We start from the raw sequence: 16713 nt of genomic DNA, 5'->3' as shown, positions 1-16713 counted from the left end.
GGTGATCCTGTGATAGGTCGCGGCCTCGAGGCTTGCTCTCTCGCTTCGCTTGACCGTTGCCGACCGATCCTTCGAGGACAGCCCGCTTGACGCAGACCCGCTACTTCACCCGCGCCGGACGCGCCGTCGCGCACCGTGTTTCGTCCTGCTGGGAATTAGCCTTCGAGGACGAAGGCGCGCCGGTCGCTGTCGCGGAAATCGACGAGGCGGGCGATCTCTACGAGGTCTCGGTCTATTTCGACGACGAGGCGGGCGGCGCGGAGCGCCTGCCCGACGTCACCGCGGCTCTCTCGGAACTCGAACCGATGTCGATCGAGGTCGAGCACATTCCGGACACCGACTGGATGAAGTCGGTGCTGGAGGGGCTGCAGCCGGTGCGCGCCGGACGTTTCGTCGTCCACGGCGCTCACGATCGTCACCGGGTCCGCGCCAACGATCTCGCCATCGAGATCGAAGCCGGTCAGGCCTTCGGCACGGGTCATCACGGCACCACATCGGGGTGCCTTGCGATGATCGACAAGATTGTCCGCCGGCGTCGTCCGGGCCATGCCCTCGACCTCGGCACGGGCAGCGCCGTGCTCGCCATCGCTCTGGCGCGTCTCGCCCGCATTCCCGTTCTCGCCACCGACATCGACCCGGTCGCGGTCGCGGTCGCCCGCGAGAACATTCGCGCCAATCATGTGGCAGGCTTCGTGGAAGCGGCCGTGGCCAAGGGTTTCGAGGCACGGGCCATCGGCGACCGCGCGCCCTATGACCTGATCGTTGCCAACATCCTGGCGCGTCCGCTGATGGAACTGGCGCCGAAACTGGCGGCGCATCTTGCTCCCAGCGGCGACGTCGTCCTGTCGGGAATTCTGGAGCGCCAGCGACGCGCCGTCCTGTCAGCGTATCGGCTTCAGGGGCTGTATCATCGAGAGACCTTGCACCGCGACGAATGGGTGACCCTGCATCTCAGCCGCTGAACGGAGTTCCACCCGTCGAAGGCGAGCCACCCCCCCCTCCCCCCCCCGCGACCCCACCGGGAGGAGGCTCAGCAGCGCTCGGGAGCGGCGAGATCGAAAAGCGAGCGGCGTTCGATCTGGCTGAGGTCGAGACGTTCCGCGCCGTCGAAGGACAGGATGCTGGCCACCGTGCGGCGAAAACGGCGGTCGCGAACCTGCATGACGGTGGCTTCGAACGGGGAGCGGGCGAGTCCGCTCTGACGGATGCGATGGCGACCCCGGAGGTCTGCGAGTTGGGTCGTGGTCATGGGGCATACCTTGCTGATCGAGTTCGAATCCGTCCTCCTCGCTGTCAATATGGAGGAGGGAGCTGGCCTCCACCATGCCGGCCTCCGCATAGGTCCTCCGCGTATGCTGCATTGCAATAAGCGCGCTGTGGTCATCCCCGGTTCATGCTGCCGTTCATTGCGTGGGACAGGCCACAGAAGGGCGCGGACCGAGCGGCCGGTTTGCAGGTCGGGCTGGCTGCTGTATCGCTGCCGCCGAAGATCCAGCGATCGTGAAGAGGCGCGTCCATGTTCCAGTCGTTCGACGACGTGATCGATTTCAGCCAGAGCGCGCGGCGGGTGGAGCAGTTGCGACGCCTTCTTGCCGCCGAGGGACTCGACGGCTTCGTCGTGCCGCGGGCTGACGAACATCAAGGCGAGTACATCCCGCCCTCCGCCGCCCGCCTGTCCTGGCTGACCGGCTTTTCCGGGTCGGCCGGCGTCGCCGTCGTTCTTCAGGACCGTGCGTTCATCCTCGTCGACGGCCGCTACACCGTTCAGGTTCGCGATCAGGTCGATCTCGACGTCTTCGAACCCAGGAACTCGGTGGAGACGCCGTTGGCGGAGTTCCTGACGCAGGAGGCCAAGGGCTTGACGATGGCGGTCGATCCCTGGCTGCACACGATCGGCGAGATCGCGGGATTGCGGGCCGCGCTGGAAGCCTCCGGCGGATCGCTGGTCGAGATGTCCGGCAATCCCGTCGACCGGATCTGGAACGATCGACCCGCGCCGCCGAAGGGCGCCATATCGGTGCATCCCGAGCGCTATGCCGGGCGTGCGGCCGGCGAGAAGCTCGCCGAGATCGAGACAGCACTGGAGCGGGCCTCGGCGGACGCCTGCGTCCTCACCGATCCGTCCTCCATCGCCTGGCTCTTCAACATCCGCGGCTCCGACGTCGCGCATACGCCGCTGCCGCTCGCCTTCGCCGTCCTCCACCGCGGCGAGATGGCCGAACTCTTCGTCGAAGCGGACAAGCTCGGCTCGCCGGCGGATCACCATCTCGGCGACCTCGCCCGGATTGCGCGTCCGGAGGATTTCGAGGCGTCCCTGAAGGCGCTGGCCGGCAAGGCGGTGCTTCTCGATCCTTCCCTGGCCGCGGCTCGGATCGCGACGCTCGTCGAAGGGGCTGGGGGACGGATCGTTCGCGGCGCCGATCCCGCGCGGCTGCCGCGCGCGATCAAGAACGCGGCGGAAATCGCCGGCTCTCGCGCGGCGCATCGGCGCGACGGCGCGGCGGTGACCGCCTTCCTCCACTGGCTCGACGAACAGGCTCCCGGAACCGTCACAGAGATCGCCGCGGCGGAGCGACTGGAGGCATTTCGATCCCGCTTCGGCGAGGCCGACGGCATGGCGCTTCGCGACATTTCCTTCGACACGATTTCCGGCTCCGGACCGAACGGGGCGATCGTGCATTACCGGGTCAATCGCGACACCGACCGAACGCTCGGTGCGGGGGAGCTTTTCCTCCTGGATTCCGGCGCGCAATATCTCGACGGCACGACCGACATCACCCGAACCATACCGATCGGCGTGCCGACCGAGGATATGCGCCGGGCCTTCACGCTTGTGCTGAAGGGAATGATCGCGATCTCCACCGCGCGGTTTCCCAAGGGCACGCGCGGTCTCGATCTCGATCCGCTCGCGCGCATCGCTCTGTGGAAGGCAGGCCTGGACTATGCGCACGGGACGGGCCACGGGGTCGGCTCGTATCTGTCGGTCCACGAGGGGCCGCAGTCGATCTCCCGCCGCGGCGCCGTGGCGATCGAACCGGGCATGATGCTCTCCAACGAGCCCGGCTATTATCGCGAGGGCGCGTTCGGCATCCGCATCGAGAACCTCATCCTGGCGCTGCCCGCCGAGCCGATCGCCGGCGGCGACATCGCCATGCTCGGCTTCGAGACGCTGACCTTCGTTCCCATCGACCGACGCCTGATCGATCCGGCGCTCCTGACGCGAGACGAGCGGGACTGGCTGGACCGCTACCATGCCGACGTCCGGCGGACGATCGCGCCGCTGCTGGAGGGAGAGGGCGCCGCAGCCTGGCTGGAGACGATGACGCAGCCTCTCCAGGGATGACGTCACAGAAAATGGGGCAGGAGCCGTTGCCGGCTCCTGCCCCTGAACTGCCCGATGTCGACCGGCTTAGCGGCAGAACTGCCGGGGGCCGTTATAGGGCTGGAACGTGCCGCTGCCGGGATCGAACGAGCGGTAGCGGGCCGAGCAGTAATTGTACCAAGCCCGCGACCAGGGCTCGTAGCGGCCCCCGGAATAGACCGCGCGCGGCGCGGCCCGGTAGTAGGTCGGCGCGTCGCGATAGACGTAGCGCGGCTGGTTGGCGCTCGCGATGGCGGCGCCGAGACCGAGGCCGATCACCGCACCGGCGATGGCGGCGCCTCCATTGCCCCGGCGGTGATGACGATAATAGCCGCGGTCGCCACGGTAGTAGCCACGTCCACCGCGATAGGAGCCGCGATCCCCGCGCCATCCGCCGCCGCCGCGCCAATGCCGGCCTTCGCCATAATACTGCGCCTGGGCCTGCGAGACGCCGATGACCGGCACGTTGGACGGTATCGCGGCCGGCGCGACAGACAAGGCGATGGCGACCGCCATGACCTTGGCGCCGAGAAACTTGAACATGCGCATCCGCGCCTCCTCAGAGAAACCTTCGATTGAACGATCTAACTGCCCGCCGGCTGAACGGTTCCTGAATGGGGCGGGTGCGGAGGCGAGATCGCGCAACCGTGACGCGCCGGTCGGATCAGGCCGGGAGCCCGGCAGGGACGGGGCGGGGGTGAGACGGTCGGGTGAGGAGGACGAGAAGCGGTTTCTCCACGGCGAGATGGACGGCGATGCCGACGAGCGCCGAAAGCGTGACCGCGACGAGGAGAAAGGCGACTTCGCCCTGGAACGAGGAGGACAGGCCGAACGAGCGCCACCCCTGGGAAAGAAGCGGCAGCGCCAGGGCGTGCGTCAGGTAGATCGAATAGGAGGCGTCGCCGAGAAGCACCGGCAGACGCCAACGGGGGAAGGATCGCCCGCGCTCCAGAAAGATCGCACCGGACACCACGAGCACGGCGGGCAGGCCGGCGGCGAGGAAGCGCCAGAGGCCGGTTCCGGCCAGCGCGAGGAGAGCGAAGGCGCCGACCAGCATCGCAAAGAGCGCGACGCCGGGCCGCACCACCGATCCCCCGGCATGGGCCCGGGCGAGAAGGAGGCCGGCGCCGAATTCGAAGATCAGCGGCATCGTGTAGAAATCGGTCGCCGGCCGATAGGGAATGTGCTCGCGGCTGGCGATGGCGAGGGCGAGGACGAGAAGCACGAAGCCGGTTCTGAGAGCGCGCGGCAGGACGAGCGAGACGGCGACGAGGACGTAGAAGGCCATCTCGTAGTTCAGCGTCCAGCCGGGAATGAGCAGCGGCAGGATCTCGTTCAGGGCGGGATGCACGACCGGCCAGAAGACCAGCGAGGCCAGGAGATGGCGCGCGTCGAAGACCGTGGAGGAGAGGAGATCCGGCCGCACGATCGCGACATTGGCGACGAAGAGCGTCAGCAGCCAGTAGAGCGGAACGATGCGCACGATGCGCTTGCGCAGGAAGGCGATCGGCGGGACATCGCGCCCCTGCGTCGTCAGTCCCATGACGAAGCCGGAGATGACGAAGAAGATGTCGACCCCCGCCAGTCCCGCCGTGAAGCGGAAGGCCTCGTCGGGCTCGACCAGCCGCCCGAACGCCTCCGCCGCGTGGAACACGACCACCATCATCGCCGCGACGGCTCGGAGATACTGGATCGAGAGCAGCACGGCGACGACGGCCTTGACGAAAACGGAGAGACCTCGACCCTGACGGATATAGCTTAAGATTTGGGCCGGTCTCGCCGGTCTCGCCGGTCACCCCGACATCGGCGTCGACACAGACCGGCCGGGGGTTGCGCCGCTCAGAGCTTCACTTCGCCCTCGTCCTTCCCGTCCCAGTAGTGAAGGCGGGTCGCATGGACCTTGATGAGGACGACGCCCGGCGTGTCGATCCCGTCCTTGAACCAATAGTCGAGGTCCGAGGTCCAATGCGCGGCGAAGGCCGCCTTGTCGCGGATGAGCTCGGCCGTGCCCTCGACGGAGATGAAGAGGGGCGGCTTGCCGAGGAGGCCGGACTTGCCCTGGAAGCCGAGACCGACCTTCGGATCGCGCTCGATGTCGGCGACGGTGTGGGCCTCCTCGTAGGTGAAGAAGTAGCTGTCGCCGTCGAACTCGACCTCGCCATTGTTGCTCATCGGCCGCGCCGCGATGTCGCCGGAGGCGGCCCGCGTCGAGAGCATGCAGAAGTCCAGGTCCTTCATGGCCTTCGCCAGGGCGTTCAGCGTCATCTCGCTCATGATGTCGTCCTCTCAGGTTTCGTCGGGGGGCAACGCGCGAGGCGGGGATCGGCTCCGGACGGGCCTCGAGGCGAGCCAGGGGAAGCGGGCCGAGGATCTGCCGGCTCGCACGCGACGGCGCCCCCTCTGGCCTGCCGGCCATCTCCCCCTCCAGGGGGGAGATCAAGCGCGTCGGGGGCGGCGCACGTTCTGAACCCTTGCCTCGTCGCCTGTCCGGACATGCCGAAACGCCCGCACGCTGGCGCGCCGGGGTGATGATCGAGCCGGCGGGCTGGTCGCCGGGATGCTCGTGCCGTCCTCGGGGGAGCGGCGGGACGCCGGAGGAAGACCCTCCGGTGTGGGGTATGTGGTGTGGTTGGTCCGCCTCCGGCGTCCACGCGTCAGTCCCGCTTCGTGCGTCGTTGATCGGGCATATTGGACTTTGGGCGACTTCGCCCGCCAGGATCTACGCCGATCTCTCCCGCAACCCCGGTTTCCCAGAGCCGACGCGAACATCCGGACCCAGGGGCTCCGCCTTTCCGAAAAAGGCTTCCTCCCGAGACCCGCCCCCAGCCCCCGAACGATCCCGGTGATCATTCGCGCCCGTCTCGTGGGCCGGTGGTGAGAAGAAGGATAGGGGCAGGCGGGGAGGGTGGGGATAAGTTTTGATGGCGACCGAGCCGGTGGGGACCGGTATCGACCCTGCTGAGACCTCCAGCCCCTACCCGACGTTTCCAGAAAGCAGACATCAAGCCTGTCTCGCCATAGGTCGGCTACATCACGGATACCGCGCAGTGGAAACACGCTCGCACGCACAGCTTCCCGCCAGCGAACCTACTCGAGCGCGTCATTTCCCTGCCCTTCGTCCGGTAAGCGCGACGTAACATACAGTAACCTACTTCAGGACCCGGCACGCTTCCGCGACACTCCAGCCCGAACGGATCGGCGGATTGCCCGCCTGCCCTGAAGGCCATGCTGAATGTCACTCACCTGGACCCGCGCTCTTGCGATCATGACCGCCGCACTGATGACGGCTTCGTGCGCAGGGCACCCCAAGGGTGTCATGACGCCCGTCACCTTCTCCTCTCGGTCGCCGACGGCGGCTAAGGTCGAGATGCTGGTCGCTACCACGCGTCTGGCGTCGAACAACCCGTCGACCCTCTTCAACGGGGAGCGCAGTCCGCAGCCGTCGCTGACCGACATCACCGTCTCGATCCCGGCCGGCTCCGGCCGCAAGATCGGCGACGTTCAATGGCCGGCGCGGCTGCCGCCGAACCCAGAGACGGATTTCGCCGTGACCTCCGTCAACGCGATGACCAGTGCACGTGAGGGCCTCGACTGGTTCAGACGGCACGGCAAGGGCGGCCACGCCCTCGTGTTCGTTCACGGCTTCAACAACACCTACGAGGACGCCGTCTTCCGGTACGCGCAAATCGTTCACGACTCCGGTGCCGAGGTGACGCCGATCATGTTCACTTGGCCGTCACGGGCCAAGCTGCGAGACTACAACTACGACAAGGAGAGCACGAACTACTCGCGGACCGCCTTCGAGAACACGCTGCGCTACCTGGCGCGGGATCCTTCGGTGAAGGACATCACCGTCCTCGCCCACTCCATGGGAACGTGGCTCGCGATGGAGTCGCTGCGACAGATGGCGATCCGGGACGGGCGGGTCGACCCCAAGATCGTCAACGTCATCCTCGCCTCGCCCGACATCGACGTCGACGTGTTCGCCCGCCAGTTCGTGGAGCTGAACGAGCCGCGCCCCAAGTTCACGATCTTCGTTTCCCAGGACGACAGGGCATTGGCCGCGTCAAGGCTGATATCGGGCAACGTCGACCGACTCGGCAGGATCGACCCGGCGGCCGAGCCCTACAAGTCGAAGCTGGAGCGTGCAGGCATTACCGTCGTCGACCTCACTAAGCTCAAGACCACCGACAGCCTGAACCACGGCAAATTCGCGGAGAGTCCGGAGATCGTCCAGCTCATCGGCGGTCGCCTCGCCAAGGGTCAGACCCTGTCAGGCAAGGACATCGGTCTCTTGGAGGGGGCGACGGTGCTTGTCGCTGGAACGACGGCCGCCGTCGGCGCCGCGGCGGCGACGGTCGCCACCGCGCCGACCGATGCGGCCAATGCCGCCGTCACTGGAATGTCCCGCGATACGGATGGACGTGAGCTCGAAGGCATTCTCGAAAGCGAACCCTCGCAGCCCCTTGTCCCGGAGCACGCGAAGCCAACGACATAAAACCTCGGATGCAACCCGTCCCGCTCATGTTGGACGGCTCAGTCGACCGTCACACATCCCTCCTCGATCGCCTTTCCCAGACGGTCGAGTTCAAGGGAGTAGCAGAACAGGGCGAACAGGACCCAGAGGATCAAGGCAACTCTCGGCAGTGCCTCTTCAAGTGAGGGAAGCCTGTCCAACTCTGGCAGGTGCCTGAAGAACAGGGCGGAGAACAAGGTCCCGCCGAAGAAGAAACTGATCCGGCTGGCGAACTGAACAAGATGCCCGACAAGCGCGCTCCTGAAGGGGGAACGCACTTCGATCCAGCGATACCGGGCGAAGTACGCGCAGTTGAGAAGAAGCGCCCCGAGCAGGATCTCCGCGTCGACGACGGGGCTGATCTCCTGGGGTTCTCCGAGCCAAAGGATCATCCGTCGGAACAAGGGAAAGATGACCCAGAACAGAAAGCTCGCCGCGGCGGTCTGCACGGCGAGCACGCAGACATAGAGGAACAGGTTCCGCCTGCGCTTCATGATCCCTCACATCGCTTCGCTACGTGAATCCTGCGGACTCGGGACTGCGTGCGATTCAAATGCCCTGTCCACAAAGCGTCATTCCACCGGATGCGCAAGTTCCACGAGGAGGCAAAGACCATGAGTTCGCACGCAACGACGGGCCCGGAAACCACGGGCCGCGGATGGCGCTTCAAATGCGGCGTCGCCTTGTTCTGCTTGATGATCGTGATGGTCCTGCTCATCCCGATCGCTGCGGCATCCGGAATGTCGCCGAGCAGGGTTGCCACTGTCACCGGAGTGATCTTCGTCGGCAACAAGATCATCCTTCTCCTCACCATCGCCGTGATGGGCAAGGCAGGGTTCCAGGAACTGAAGGGCATCATCGGCGGCTACATGCCCCGTCTGAAGGCCGACGGCATCGTCAGCCCGACACGACACGTCATCGGCCTCGTCATGTTCTGCCTGCCGATCATAACCGCGTGGCTCGAACCCTATCTCGACGCGGTCGCCCCAGGGCTGCGGCCGAACCTCTGGCAGCTCCAGTTGCTCGGCGACCTGATGCTGGTTGCGAGCATCTTCGTGCTCGGCGGCAACTTCTGGGAAAAGGTCCGCTCTCTCTTCATCCGCACGGCCAGAGTGGCCGATCCCGCACCGGACGTCGGCTGATCCCGATGACCGACCGGGGAAGCAGTACGTTGGCGAACGACGCGATTGAAGCCGGACCCGTACGAGATCCGGAGCCGGACGTTCGCGGGGGCAATCCGTTGAGGCCTATCGCGATTGCGGTCGTCTTTCTCGCCGCCTTCTTGATGGTGGTGGCGATCTTCATGGAGCGGCGGACGCCGTCCTCCTCTCAGGCGACTGTGCAGGCCTATGTCGTCGGCATCGCGCCGGAGGTCGCCGGCCGGGTTATCGAGGTCGGAGCGGCCGACAACTCCAGGGTCGCACCTGGCCAAATGCTGTTCCGGATTGACCCGCGGCCGTACGAGTTGGCAGTGGCTCAAGCCGAGGCGCGTCTTGCTCAGGTCGGCCAGACGATCGGTGCGTCGACGGCATCAGTCGATGTCGCACAGGCCAAGGTGGTGGAAGCGCGGGCAGCGCGGAACAACGCCGAGGAGGAGGCGAACCGCGCCGAAGAGCTCGTCAAACGCAAGGTCTACTCGAAGGCCAAACGCGATACCGCCGCGGCTGAGCTGGAGCAGCGGAATGCAGCCGTGGTCGCGGCGGAGGCATCCCTGGCACAGGCACGTGAGGCTCTGGGCCCAGCGGGCGACAACAACCCGCAGCTTCAGGAAGCGCTCGCCACCCTCGAGCGCGCCCAACTCGATCTCGTGCGCACAACGGTCATCGCCCCGGCAGACGGCGTCGTCACGAACCTCCAGCTTTCCGTGGGCAGCGTCGTCGGTGCCGGGCAGAGCGCGATGACCTTCATCGACGTGAACACCATCTGGGTGACGGCCGCCTTCAAGGAGAACAGCCTCGAGAGGATTGCCTCCGGCAGCCGTGCTGAGGTGCTGTTCGATGTCCTTCCTGGCAAGCTGTTCAACGCCACGGTCGAGAGCGTCGGGCTCGGCGTGGCTCAGGGCAGCATCGATCCGCGCACCGGTCTTCCGAAAGTGTCGACGGAAAGCGGGTGGATCCGGACGCCCCAGAGCTTTCCCGTGCGCCTGACACTCGACGACGGCCTTCCGAAGGGTGTCCGCTACGGGTCACAGGCGAACGTCGTCGTCTACACGGGCGACCACCCCTTTACGAACGCCGTTGGCCGATATTGGATGCGGCTCGTGTCGTACCTGACCTATGCCAGCTAGCGCTCGTCCATTTGGCGCACCTTCTCCAACCTTCGCGCCGGCGACGCGGAAGGGGCTGCGGATCGCGCTCGCGGTGTCCGTCGGCTTTACGTGGGCAGTGGCGTCGGGGGCCGTCATCCCGTTTCTCGGACCGTTGTTTGCGGCCCAGTTCCTGATCGGAAGTTCACGACCGCTCCCGATCGGCAAGGCGGTGGGGATGCTCCTCATCGTGATGGTCACAGGATCGATCCTCGAGTTGCTCACGGCGTCTATGGCGGAGCGCCCCCTGGTCCTCCTTCCCTTGCTCGGCCTGTTCTTCTTCGCCTGCTTCCACGCCCAGGTGAGCGGCAAGGGTAGCGCGGTCGTCTTCCTCATGCTGGTGGTCGGGATCATGGTCCCGTTGTTGACGATCCTGCACCGGGATCTTGGATCGTCCGTCCTCGCGCTCCTCGCCCATAGCATTGGAACAGGGATCATTCTTTCGTGGCTGGCCCATGCCGTGGTTCCCGACCGAGGCGGGATCGATACCGCCCCGGCGGCGCAGTTCATTCATCCGCGGCCGACGTCACGCGCTGCCGCCGATACTGTCATCCTCCTCCTGATCGTCACCGCCTGCCTGATCAAGGACGAGTGGGCGACGGCGATGGTCATTCCGATTACCGTCGCCTCGATCCAGACCCAAGTCGACATTTCCGCTGGCGCTCGCGCCTCCGTCGGGCTCGTCCTCGTTAATCTGGTCGGCGGGATCGCAGCTTCTGTCGCTTTCGTCCTTCTCGAGATCCGTCCGTCGCTCCTGTCGATGTTCGTGCTCGTTCTGCTTGCAGGGCTTGTCTTCGGCGGGAAGGCGGCACTTCCGTCGGCGAGCGCGAAGGTCCACGCTGGAGCGCTTACGACGTTTCTCCTGATCTTCGGGGCGGGTGTCTCGCCCCTCCCGGGAACGGCGGCCGAATCGTTCTCCACACGGATCGGCTACATCGTCGTAGCGATCGCCTATGCGATGCTCATGGGGGCGCTCCTGTGGCCGAGATCACGTCCGGCCCCAACATCACTTAGAACTTCAAAGGTCGCATGATGCGCTTCGGGATCGTCTGGCTCGTCGCGGCCACTCTCATGTTCTGCGGCCTTTCGCGGCCTGCTTCGGCCCAGGATGTGACTGCGCCGCCAGCGAAGGTGCAGCAACTCATCGATCTCCTGAACGATCCGGAGGTCCGCTCGATCCTGGCGGAGAAGGCGCCGCAGGTGGCGTCTCCAGCGACGCCCTCGCTGATGGCGATGGTCACCAGCCTCGACTCGGCGGTGCGGACACGCTTCACCTCCCTCGGCGATGCCGTCGCCCGGTTTCCCTCTGAACTGCGCGCGGCGTTAGTGATCGTTGCTCAGGACATCAACGTCGGTCGGCCCGGAACGGTCGTGGCCATTCTTGCCGTGCTGGTCGTCGTCGGATTCATCGGCGAGACGCTGGTACGGCGCGCGGTGCCGGGTCCGAACCGCGGCTTAGACCATATGGGAGCGCTGGCCCCAAGTGCCGTCCTCTTGCGGGAGATCCTGCCCCTCCTGGTCTTCATCGCGCTGACGGTCGGCACGTTTTTGAGCTTCGGCTGGCCCGCCCTGCTGCGCAGGGTCGTCCTCACCTACCTGTTCGCCTTCATCACCTTGCGCGCTCTCATGGCGACCGCGAGACTGCTGGCGATGTTCGGGCGCGAGGCGGCCCTGGCCGACCCAGACGCGCCGATCGAGGGCAACGAAGGGCTGAGCCACTTCTGGCACAGGAGAAGCCGAGCCTTTCTCGGCTTCTTCCTTTTTGCCTGGGCGACGGTGAACCTCCTACCGGAGCTCGGCTTCTCAGCCGAAGTCGTCCAACTCATCGCCTATGCCGCCGGCGTCGGACTGCTCGCGATCGCGAGCGAAGCCGTCTGGCATCGGCCCATGGCAGTGGGCCGGCGTGTGCCTGCGACGAACGTCCTACTGACACTCTACCTCGGGCTTCTCTGGCTGGTGTGGGTCGCGGGTTTCTACGGCCTGCTCTGGCTCGGCATCTACCTCCTCATCCTCCCGCCGATCCTCTCGGTCACGGGTCGTGCCGCGGCCGCGCTCGCGGGAAGGCGTGGGTCCGATACGCTGTCGGGAGCCGTGATCAACGTCCTGTTCGTCCGTGGCGTACGGGCCTTAGTCATAGCGCTCGCGATCGGCTGGCTTGCCTATGTCTGGCGCTTCAGCGTCGCGGCGCGGTCGGGCGGGGAACGCTTCGAGGCCGTTGTCGATGGCGTCTTGCAGGGCCTCGTCATCCTCCTGGTCGCCGACGTGCTCTGGCAGGTCTGCAAGGCGATCATCGAACGGCAGGTCCAGACATCCGACGCTACGATCTCCGCCGCGGAGGCAGCCCGGAAGAGCCGATTGCGGACCTTGTTGCCGCTCTTCCGCAACACGCTCGCCGTGTTCATTGCCGTCGTGACAGTGCTGACGGTGCTGTCGGGGCTCGGTATCGCGATCGGTCCGTTGATCGCGGGCGCAGGCATCTTCGGCGTCGCGATCGGGTTTGGCTCGCAGACGCTTGTGAAGGACATCCTCAGCGGCGTGTTCTTCATGCTCGACGACGCATTCCGTGTCGGCGAGTACATCCAGAGCGGCAGCTACAAGGGTACGGTCGAGTCCTTCAGCCTGCGCTCCGTGCGCCTACGTCACCACCGGGGGCCGATCTTCACGGTTCCGTTCGGCGATCTCGGCGCCGTCCAGAACATGAGCCGGGATTGGGTGATCGACAAAATGACGATCAACGTCACCTACGACACGGACGTGGATCTGGCCCGCCGCCTCATCAAAAAGGTCGGCCAGGAGTTGGCCGTGGATCCGGAGTTCGCGGCGAACACGATAGAACCCTTGAAGATGCAGGGCGTAGAGAGCTTCGGCGACTTCGCGATCGTCCTCCGGATGAAGCTGATGACGAAGCCCGGCGAGCAGTTCCGGATCAAGCGCAAGGCCTTCGTGATGATCAAGAAGTCGTTCGATGAGAACGGCATCAAGATTGCGACGCCGACGGTTCAGGTGTCGGGGGATGACAAGGGAGCCGGCCCGGCGGCCAGCGAGGCGATGCGCATGCGCAAGAACCTTGAGGCCCAAACCTCTGCGGCTGAGCCCGCTTGACCCCGAGCCTCTCGGTAAAAGGTCAACCGGGCGGTAGACTTTCGGCAACCGTTGCAGCGAGTGGTCGGTCGGTGGCCTGTCGCGGCTCGAGACCCGCCTTCTTGAGGCCCGCCAGAATACGAGCCCTGTCTTCGGGACGGCCAAGCCGCGTTTCCAGTTCTTCGGCGAGGTCGACGAGGTAGTCCGAACCCGTCAGGGCGAACTCCCGGCTTTCCTGCTCGGCCTCTTCGGTCATGCCGCACTCGGCGTAGATGACGGCCGCGACGACGTGGAACAGTGGGAACTTCTGGATGTTGGCACGTCGGATCTCGGACGCCGCCTTCTCATGGTTTCCCTGCATGTACTCGGCCAAGGCTAGAACGCCGCGGTAGTATCCAGCGGCACCGGGGTTCCGAGAGATGGCCGCTTCGAGGATCCCGCTGCCCCGTTCCCATTGGCCACTGAGGGCCAAACGGCTACCGAACTCGCTGAGCAGCTCCGTGTCGTTCGGATTGACGACTATCGCTTGCTCCCCCACCCGCAACGACTCCTGCGGCTCGCGGTTGAAAAACAGCGCCGTCATCAGAGCCTGCAATCCCCGGGCGTTCTCCGGGTCGAGCTCGACGGCCTTCCTCGCAGCCTGAAGTGAGCGCTCCACGGCCTGCGGAGCCGCTTGACGCTGGTTGTACCTGAAGCGGTCCTCGTCGAGGTAGACCATGGACAGCATGGCCCAAGCAGTCGAGTAACCCGGGTAGCGCCCCACCGCATCCTCAAGACAGGATCTGACGTCGGCATGCTGCTCGACGCTGAGATCCGAACGGTAGGCGTAGAAGCGCAGCGTGCAGGCATAGGCACCGAGGCCGTCGGGAGGCGGGTGCGCCGTGTCTGTTCGAGCGATGATCCCGTAGGGCTGGGCGATGGCGGTAGCGACCTTGTCCGCAACCTCCTTCTGGATCGAGAAGAGGCTTCGAGCGTCGAGGTCCCCGTCGTAGGTCGTGGACCAGAGGATGGCCCTCGATGCCGACTCCATGAGCCTGGCCGTAACGCGGACCTGCCGGCCTGAGACCCGGACACCGCCTCCCAGCACGAACCTTGCGCCCGTTTCAACGACGGGCACATCTTGATTTGAAGCGTTCGGCGGGTGCGCGAGGGGTTCGCGGCCGAACACCTTGAGCTCCTTGAAGCGCGGAAGGGTGGTCAGCAGCTCGTCGGTCAGGCCGGCCGCGTATAGCGCTGACTCTGGTCCTCCACCGAAGTCCGAGAACGGTGCTACGACAAGCGTGGGTCCACCCGGGGCGAAGCTGCCGACAGGTTCGATCATCATCGGCGGTGCCGCGATCCACCACGCCAAAGCGACCGCGATGCCGGCGGCACCCAGAACCGCCGAGGATGCCAACGCGACGATGCGACTCCTCCACCATGTCCCTTCGACCACCGTTGTTGGCGTTTCCGGGGGTGAGGCGAGAACCTCGGGCAGAACGGGAGCCGCCACCCAGGTGAAGGTCGGAACATAGCCGCCTTTGGCGATGTCGATCCGGATCGGGTCGGCATCCCCGGCGGCCAGGTAGTAGAGCTCGAGCGCCCGCCTCAGTCGACCCGCTTCAATCCGGACGACCGGGTCGTCCTGCGAGAAGTCCTCGCCGCGCCCGAACACCTCGACGGCAATCGTGTAGCCCTTGATCCGCTTTCCGTGTCCGGCGAGGGTTTCTTCCGTCACGTACTGGAGAAACGACCCGCACCGTCCGGCTCCCGGGAACGTCGGATCGGTGACGATACGCTGGACCTGTGCGCGGACTTCTTCTGCACTCGGAGCAGCTCGCTCCTCGGCAGCTTGCATCGGCGTCTGCATCGGTGCCGCCTTTCGCCGGTCCAGTTCCGCTCCGGCGCCGCATTTAGCTCCCGACAATGACCCTCGGTCAAGCAGGTCCGCTCGTCGTCCTTCGCCCTTTTACCGTCGCCTTGAGGCATGAGGCTTCAGGTGCACAACGTCGGCCGTCACCAAGGCGCGTTCGATCTCCCCTTTCAGTTCGTCGATCAACGTCGCGTATTCGGACAGCCGTTCGCCGCGTTCCGGAGCCTTCGAGTCTGACCATGATCGATGCTCGCTGACGGCGAGATCGAAATCGCGGCAGAGATCGGCGAAGTCCTCGTCGCGGACCGCTAGGCGATCGATCTTGCTCGCCTTACCAGGAAAAGCGTTCTTGGTGGCAGAGGCTTCGTCGTCCATTCGACCTCGCCCGCGGGACGACGTCCCGCACGTTGGACATTGACCGGACTGTGCATCGGCGACGCTGGCTTGGCTAACGCCGACAGCGGGTGATCACCTGCCCGTAGGCATTCACGACCTGTGTGCAACGGGTCGTCGTGGCGGTAGCGGCCCCGACCGCGACGGCACGGCGAGTGACCCGCCGGGTCGTCCGGCGGGCGACCCCAGCGTAGCTCAGCGGCGTCGCCGGACGTCCGATCCGCGCCTCTGCCTGGCTGAAGAAGCCGATGCCTGACTGGAGAAGCTCTCCGTCCCAGCAGAGGCACGACACAGCCGTGACGAAGGCGAGGACAAACTTTGCAAAACGCTTGCCGATCATGGCCGATCTCCTTCTTCCACAACGCCCGGGGGCACCTCGTCGATGTCGCCGAGACCGTCGACGTCGACTTGGCTGGCACCCTCGGGTGCCTTGAACTCGAAGGCACCTGCGTCCGTCTTCAGGTCGGTGTGCAGTTCCTTGATCCGCAACGTGTACTGGGGAGCCTGCGCGACAGTCTTGCTGGTGATGACGTACTTGCGCGGGACCGGGTGCTCGCCGGCATCGATCCAGATCTGCCAATCGGTCTCCGCGTTGCGGAAGGCAAGGTGGTCGCACTCCACGCCGTCGATGACCCCGAGGCCGACATACTTGGCGTCAACGACGTCCTCGGTGAGCTTCTCGTAAGCCCCGGCGAGCAGCAGGTCCGCGCCCGGCACCTCGATCGAATGGTCGTTGCGGAGTCGCTCGACGAGGTCGTTGACTGACCCAGGCGCATCGACCGTGGCGAAGCTGTTGCTGTCATGGCTGTAGACGGTGGCGGACTTGCCGTCGAACATGAGTTCCACGTCGCTGTAGCCGCCTGTCCTGCTGGCCCGAAGCCCGACTTTGCGGTCGAGCGTTAACTCGCCGGAAGAGGTGAACTGGATCTTCTGAAGGTCCGTCGTGATGATCTCGATGTCCGTGTCGTACCGAGCGGAAAGGGCGTTTTGACCGGACAGGTAGTCGGTCATCCCCTTGAGGATCGCACGGGCGTCGTGGTCCTGCGCATAGCTACCTGAGGTAAACAAAAGCAGGGCGGCCACGCCAGCCATCCCCCGCTTCCGCATCCCACGTGCTCCGTCTCCGATCAAGGTTGCCTTGCTCATGATGACCTTCCCGGCAGCTTCGCCGACGTGCGACTTGACGTGCGGGGTGGATGGGATCC

The 16713-nt window shown here is 65.5% G+C and carries 16 protein-coding genes; 7 read left to right on the top strand and 9 right to left on the bottom strand.

The genetic code is table 11. From position 1 onward, the window contains the following. Positions 1 to 86: 86 nt before the first annotated feature. Positions 87 to 962: a 50S ribosomal protein L11 methyltransferase gene (locus ASG43_RS10390; RefSeq protein WP_056504050.1), complete on the top strand. Its 876-nt coding sequence runs from the start codon at positions 87 to 89 to the stop codon at positions 960 to 962. Positions 963 to 1030: 68 nt separating this feature from the next. On the opposite strand, the gene ASG43_RS10385 is transcribed toward ASG43_RS10390, so the two are convergent. After that, positions 1031 to 1249 (bottom strand): hypothetical protein, encoded by a 219-nt coding sequence (locus ASG43_RS10385; protein ID WP_056504047.1) that lies wholly within the window; start codon positions 1247 to 1249, stop codon positions 1031 to 1033. A gap of 267 nt (positions 1250 to 1516) precedes the next feature. On the opposite strand from ASG43_RS10385, the gene ASG43_RS10380 reads away from it, so the two are divergent. Continuing rightward, positions 1517 to 3343: an aminopeptidase P family protein gene (locus tag ASG43_RS10380; RefSeq protein ID WP_056504044.1), complete on the top strand. Its 1827-nt coding sequence runs from the start codon at positions 1517 to 1519 to the stop codon at positions 3341 to 3343. Positions 3344 to 3409: 66 nt separating this feature from the next. Here the strand turns inward: ASG43_RS10380 and ASG43_RS10375 are convergent, their stop codons facing one another. From ASG43_RS10375 to ASG43_RS10365, 3 genes are all read right to left on the bottom strand, one after another. Beyond that, on the bottom strand, positions 3410 to 3910 hold the full coding sequence (locus ASG43_RS10375; protein ID WP_056504039.1) for a BA14K family protein: 501 nt from the start codon (positions 3908 to 3910) through the stop codon (positions 3410 to 3412). Between the two features lie 115 nt (positions 3911 to 4025). Beyond that, the gene (locus ASG43_RS10370) at positions 4026 to 5066 is read right to left on the bottom strand and encodes an acyltransferase (protein ID WP_056504036.1); all 1041 of its coding nucleotides are present in this window, start codon (positions 5064 to 5066) and stop codon (positions 4026 to 4028) included. Positions 5067 to 5200: 134 nt separating this feature from the next. Beyond that, complete coding sequence (locus ASG43_RS10365; protein ID WP_056504034.1) at positions 5201 to 5635, bottom strand: pyridoxamine 5'-phosphate oxidase family protein; 435 nt, start codon at positions 5633 to 5635, stop codon at positions 5201 to 5203. Between the two features lie 958 nt (positions 5636 to 6593). Here ASG43_RS10365 and ASG43_RS10360 point away from each other — a divergent pair. Next, complete coding sequence (locus tag ASG43_RS10360) at positions 6594 to 7859, top strand: alpha/beta hydrolase (RefSeq protein ID WP_082490808.1); 1266 nt, start codon at positions 6594 to 6596, stop codon at positions 7857 to 7859. 38 nt (positions 7860 to 7897) lie between these two features. On the opposite strand, the gene ASG43_RS10355 is transcribed toward ASG43_RS10360, so the two are convergent. After that, a complete protein-coding gene (locus ASG43_RS10355; protein WP_056504032.1) occupies positions 7898 to 8371 on the bottom strand; it encodes a hypothetical protein in 474 nt (157 codons plus the stop codon). A gap of 120 nt (positions 8372 to 8491) precedes the next feature. On the opposite strand from ASG43_RS10355, the gene ASG43_RS10350 reads away from it, so the two are divergent. Genes ASG43_RS10350 through ASG43_RS10335 form a run of 4 tightly spaced genes read left to right on the top strand, consistent with a single transcriptional unit; the run spans position 8492 to position 13284 of the window. Then, positions 8492 to 9019 carry a transporter suffix domain-containing protein gene (locus ASG43_RS10350; protein WP_056504510.1) on the top strand — a complete coding sequence of 176 codons (528 nt, stop codon included), beginning with the start codon at positions 8492 to 8494 and terminating at the stop codon, positions 9017 to 9019. Positions 9020 to 9063: 44 nt separating this feature from the next. Then, on the top strand, positions 9064 to 10164 hold the full coding sequence (locus tag ASG43_RS10345; RefSeq protein WP_056504508.1) for an HlyD family secretion protein: 1101 nt from the start codon (positions 9064 to 9066) through the stop codon (positions 10162 to 10164). Further along, positions 10154 to 11215 (top strand): DUF2955 domain-containing protein, encoded by a 1062-nt coding sequence (locus ASG43_RS10340; RefSeq protein WP_056504031.1) that lies wholly within the window; start codon positions 10154 to 10156, stop codon positions 11213 to 11215. Before ASG43_RS10345 ends, ASG43_RS10340 begins: the two co-directional genes overlap by 11 nt. Further along, a complete protein-coding gene (locus ASG43_RS10335) occupies positions 11215 to 13284 on the top strand; it encodes a mechanosensitive ion channel family protein (protein WP_162244707.1) in 2070 nt (689 codons plus the stop codon). Before ASG43_RS10340 ends, ASG43_RS10335 begins: the two co-directional genes overlap by 1 nt. A gap of 22 nt (positions 13285 to 13306) precedes the next feature. Here the strand turns inward: ASG43_RS10335 and ASG43_RS10330 are convergent, their stop codons facing one another. From ASG43_RS10330 to ASG43_RS10315, 4 genes are all read right to left on the bottom strand, one after another. Further along, positions 13307 to 15112, bottom strand: a complete 1806-nt coding sequence (locus ASG43_RS10330; protein WP_056504028.1) for a hypothetical protein — start codon at positions 15110 to 15112, stop codon at positions 13307 to 13309. 99 nt (positions 15113 to 15211) lie between these two features. Continuing rightward, complete coding sequence (locus ASG43_RS10325) at positions 15212 to 15490, bottom strand: hypothetical protein (protein ID WP_056504027.1); 279 nt, start codon at positions 15488 to 15490, stop codon at positions 15212 to 15214. 73 nt (positions 15491 to 15563) lie between these two features. Continuing rightward, positions 15564 to 15848 (bottom strand): hypothetical protein, encoded by a 285-nt coding sequence (locus tag ASG43_RS10320; protein WP_056504024.1) that lies wholly within the window; start codon positions 15846 to 15848, stop codon positions 15564 to 15566. Beyond that, complete coding sequence (locus ASG43_RS10315; RefSeq protein ID WP_056504021.1) at positions 15845 to 16654, bottom strand: DUF2092 domain-containing protein; 810 nt, start codon at positions 16652 to 16654, stop codon at positions 15845 to 15847. The genes ASG43_RS10320 and ASG43_RS10315 overlap by 4 nt, the downstream gene beginning before the upstream one ends. Positions 16655 to 16713 lie beyond the last annotated feature (59 nt).

This window comes from Aureimonas sp. Leaf454 (assembly GCF_001424685.1).
GTDB lineage: Bacteria > Pseudomonadota > Alphaproteobacteria > Rhizobiales > Rhizobiaceae > Plantimonas.
Note: the sequence above shows the minus strand (reverse complement) of the source record. Positions and strands in the feature narration are given on the sequence as shown.

What these genes read in the sequence shown, in the direction of transcription:
- ASG43_RS10385 (WP_056504047.1), bottom strand. Translation starts at nt 1,249, where the DNA reads ATGACCACGACCCAACTCGCAGACCTCCGGGGTCGCCATCGCATCCGT.
- ASG43_RS10380 (WP_056504044.1), top strand. Translation starts at nt 1,517, where the DNA reads ATGTTCCAGTCGTTCGACGACGTGATCGATTTCAGCCAGAGCGCGCGG.
- ASG43_RS10375 (WP_056504039.1), bottom strand. Translation starts at nt 3,910, where the DNA reads ATGCGCATGTTCAAGTTTCTCGGCGCCAAGGTCATGGCGGTCGCCATC.
- ASG43_RS10365 (WP_056504034.1), bottom strand. Translation starts at nt 5,635, where the DNA reads ATGAGCGAGATGACGCTGAACGCCCTGGCGAAGGCCATGAAGGACCTG.
- ASG43_RS10360 (WP_082490808.1), top strand. Translation starts at nt 6,594, where the DNA reads ATGTCACTCACCTGGACCCGCGCTCTTGCGATCATGACCGCCGCACTG.
- ASG43_RS10355 (WP_056504032.1), bottom strand. Translation starts at nt 8,371, where the DNA reads ATGAAGCGCAGGCGGAACCTGTTCCTCTATGTCTGCGTGCTCGCCGTG.
- ASG43_RS10350 (WP_056504510.1), top strand. Translation starts at nt 8,492, where the DNA reads ATGAGTTCGCACGCAACGACGGGCCCGGAAACCACGGGCCGCGGATGG.
- ASG43_RS10340 (WP_056504031.1), top strand. Translation starts at nt 10,154, where the DNA reads ATGCCAGCTAGCGCTCGTCCATTTGGCGCACCTTCTCCAACCTTCGCG.
- ASG43_RS10335 (WP_162244707.1), top strand. Translation starts at nt 11,215, where the DNA reads ATGCGCTTCGGGATCGTCTGGCTCGTCGCGGCCACTCTCATGTTCTGC.
- ASG43_RS10330 (WP_056504028.1), bottom strand. Translation starts at nt 15,112, where the DNA reads ATGCAGACGCCGATGCAAGCTGCCGAGGAGCGAGCTGCTCCGAGTGCA.
- ASG43_RS10325 (WP_056504027.1), bottom strand. Translation starts at nt 15,490, where the DNA reads ATGGACGACGAAGCCTCTGCCACCAAGAACGCTTTTCCTGGTAAGGCG.
- ASG43_RS10320 (WP_056504024.1), bottom strand. Translation starts at nt 15,848, where the DNA reads ATGATCGGCAAGCGTTTTGCAAAGTTTGTCCTCGCCTTCGTCACGGCT.
- ASG43_RS10315 (WP_056504021.1), bottom strand. Translation starts at nt 16,654, where the DNA reads ATGAGCAAGGCAACCTTGATCGGAGACGGAGCACGTGGGATGCGGAAG.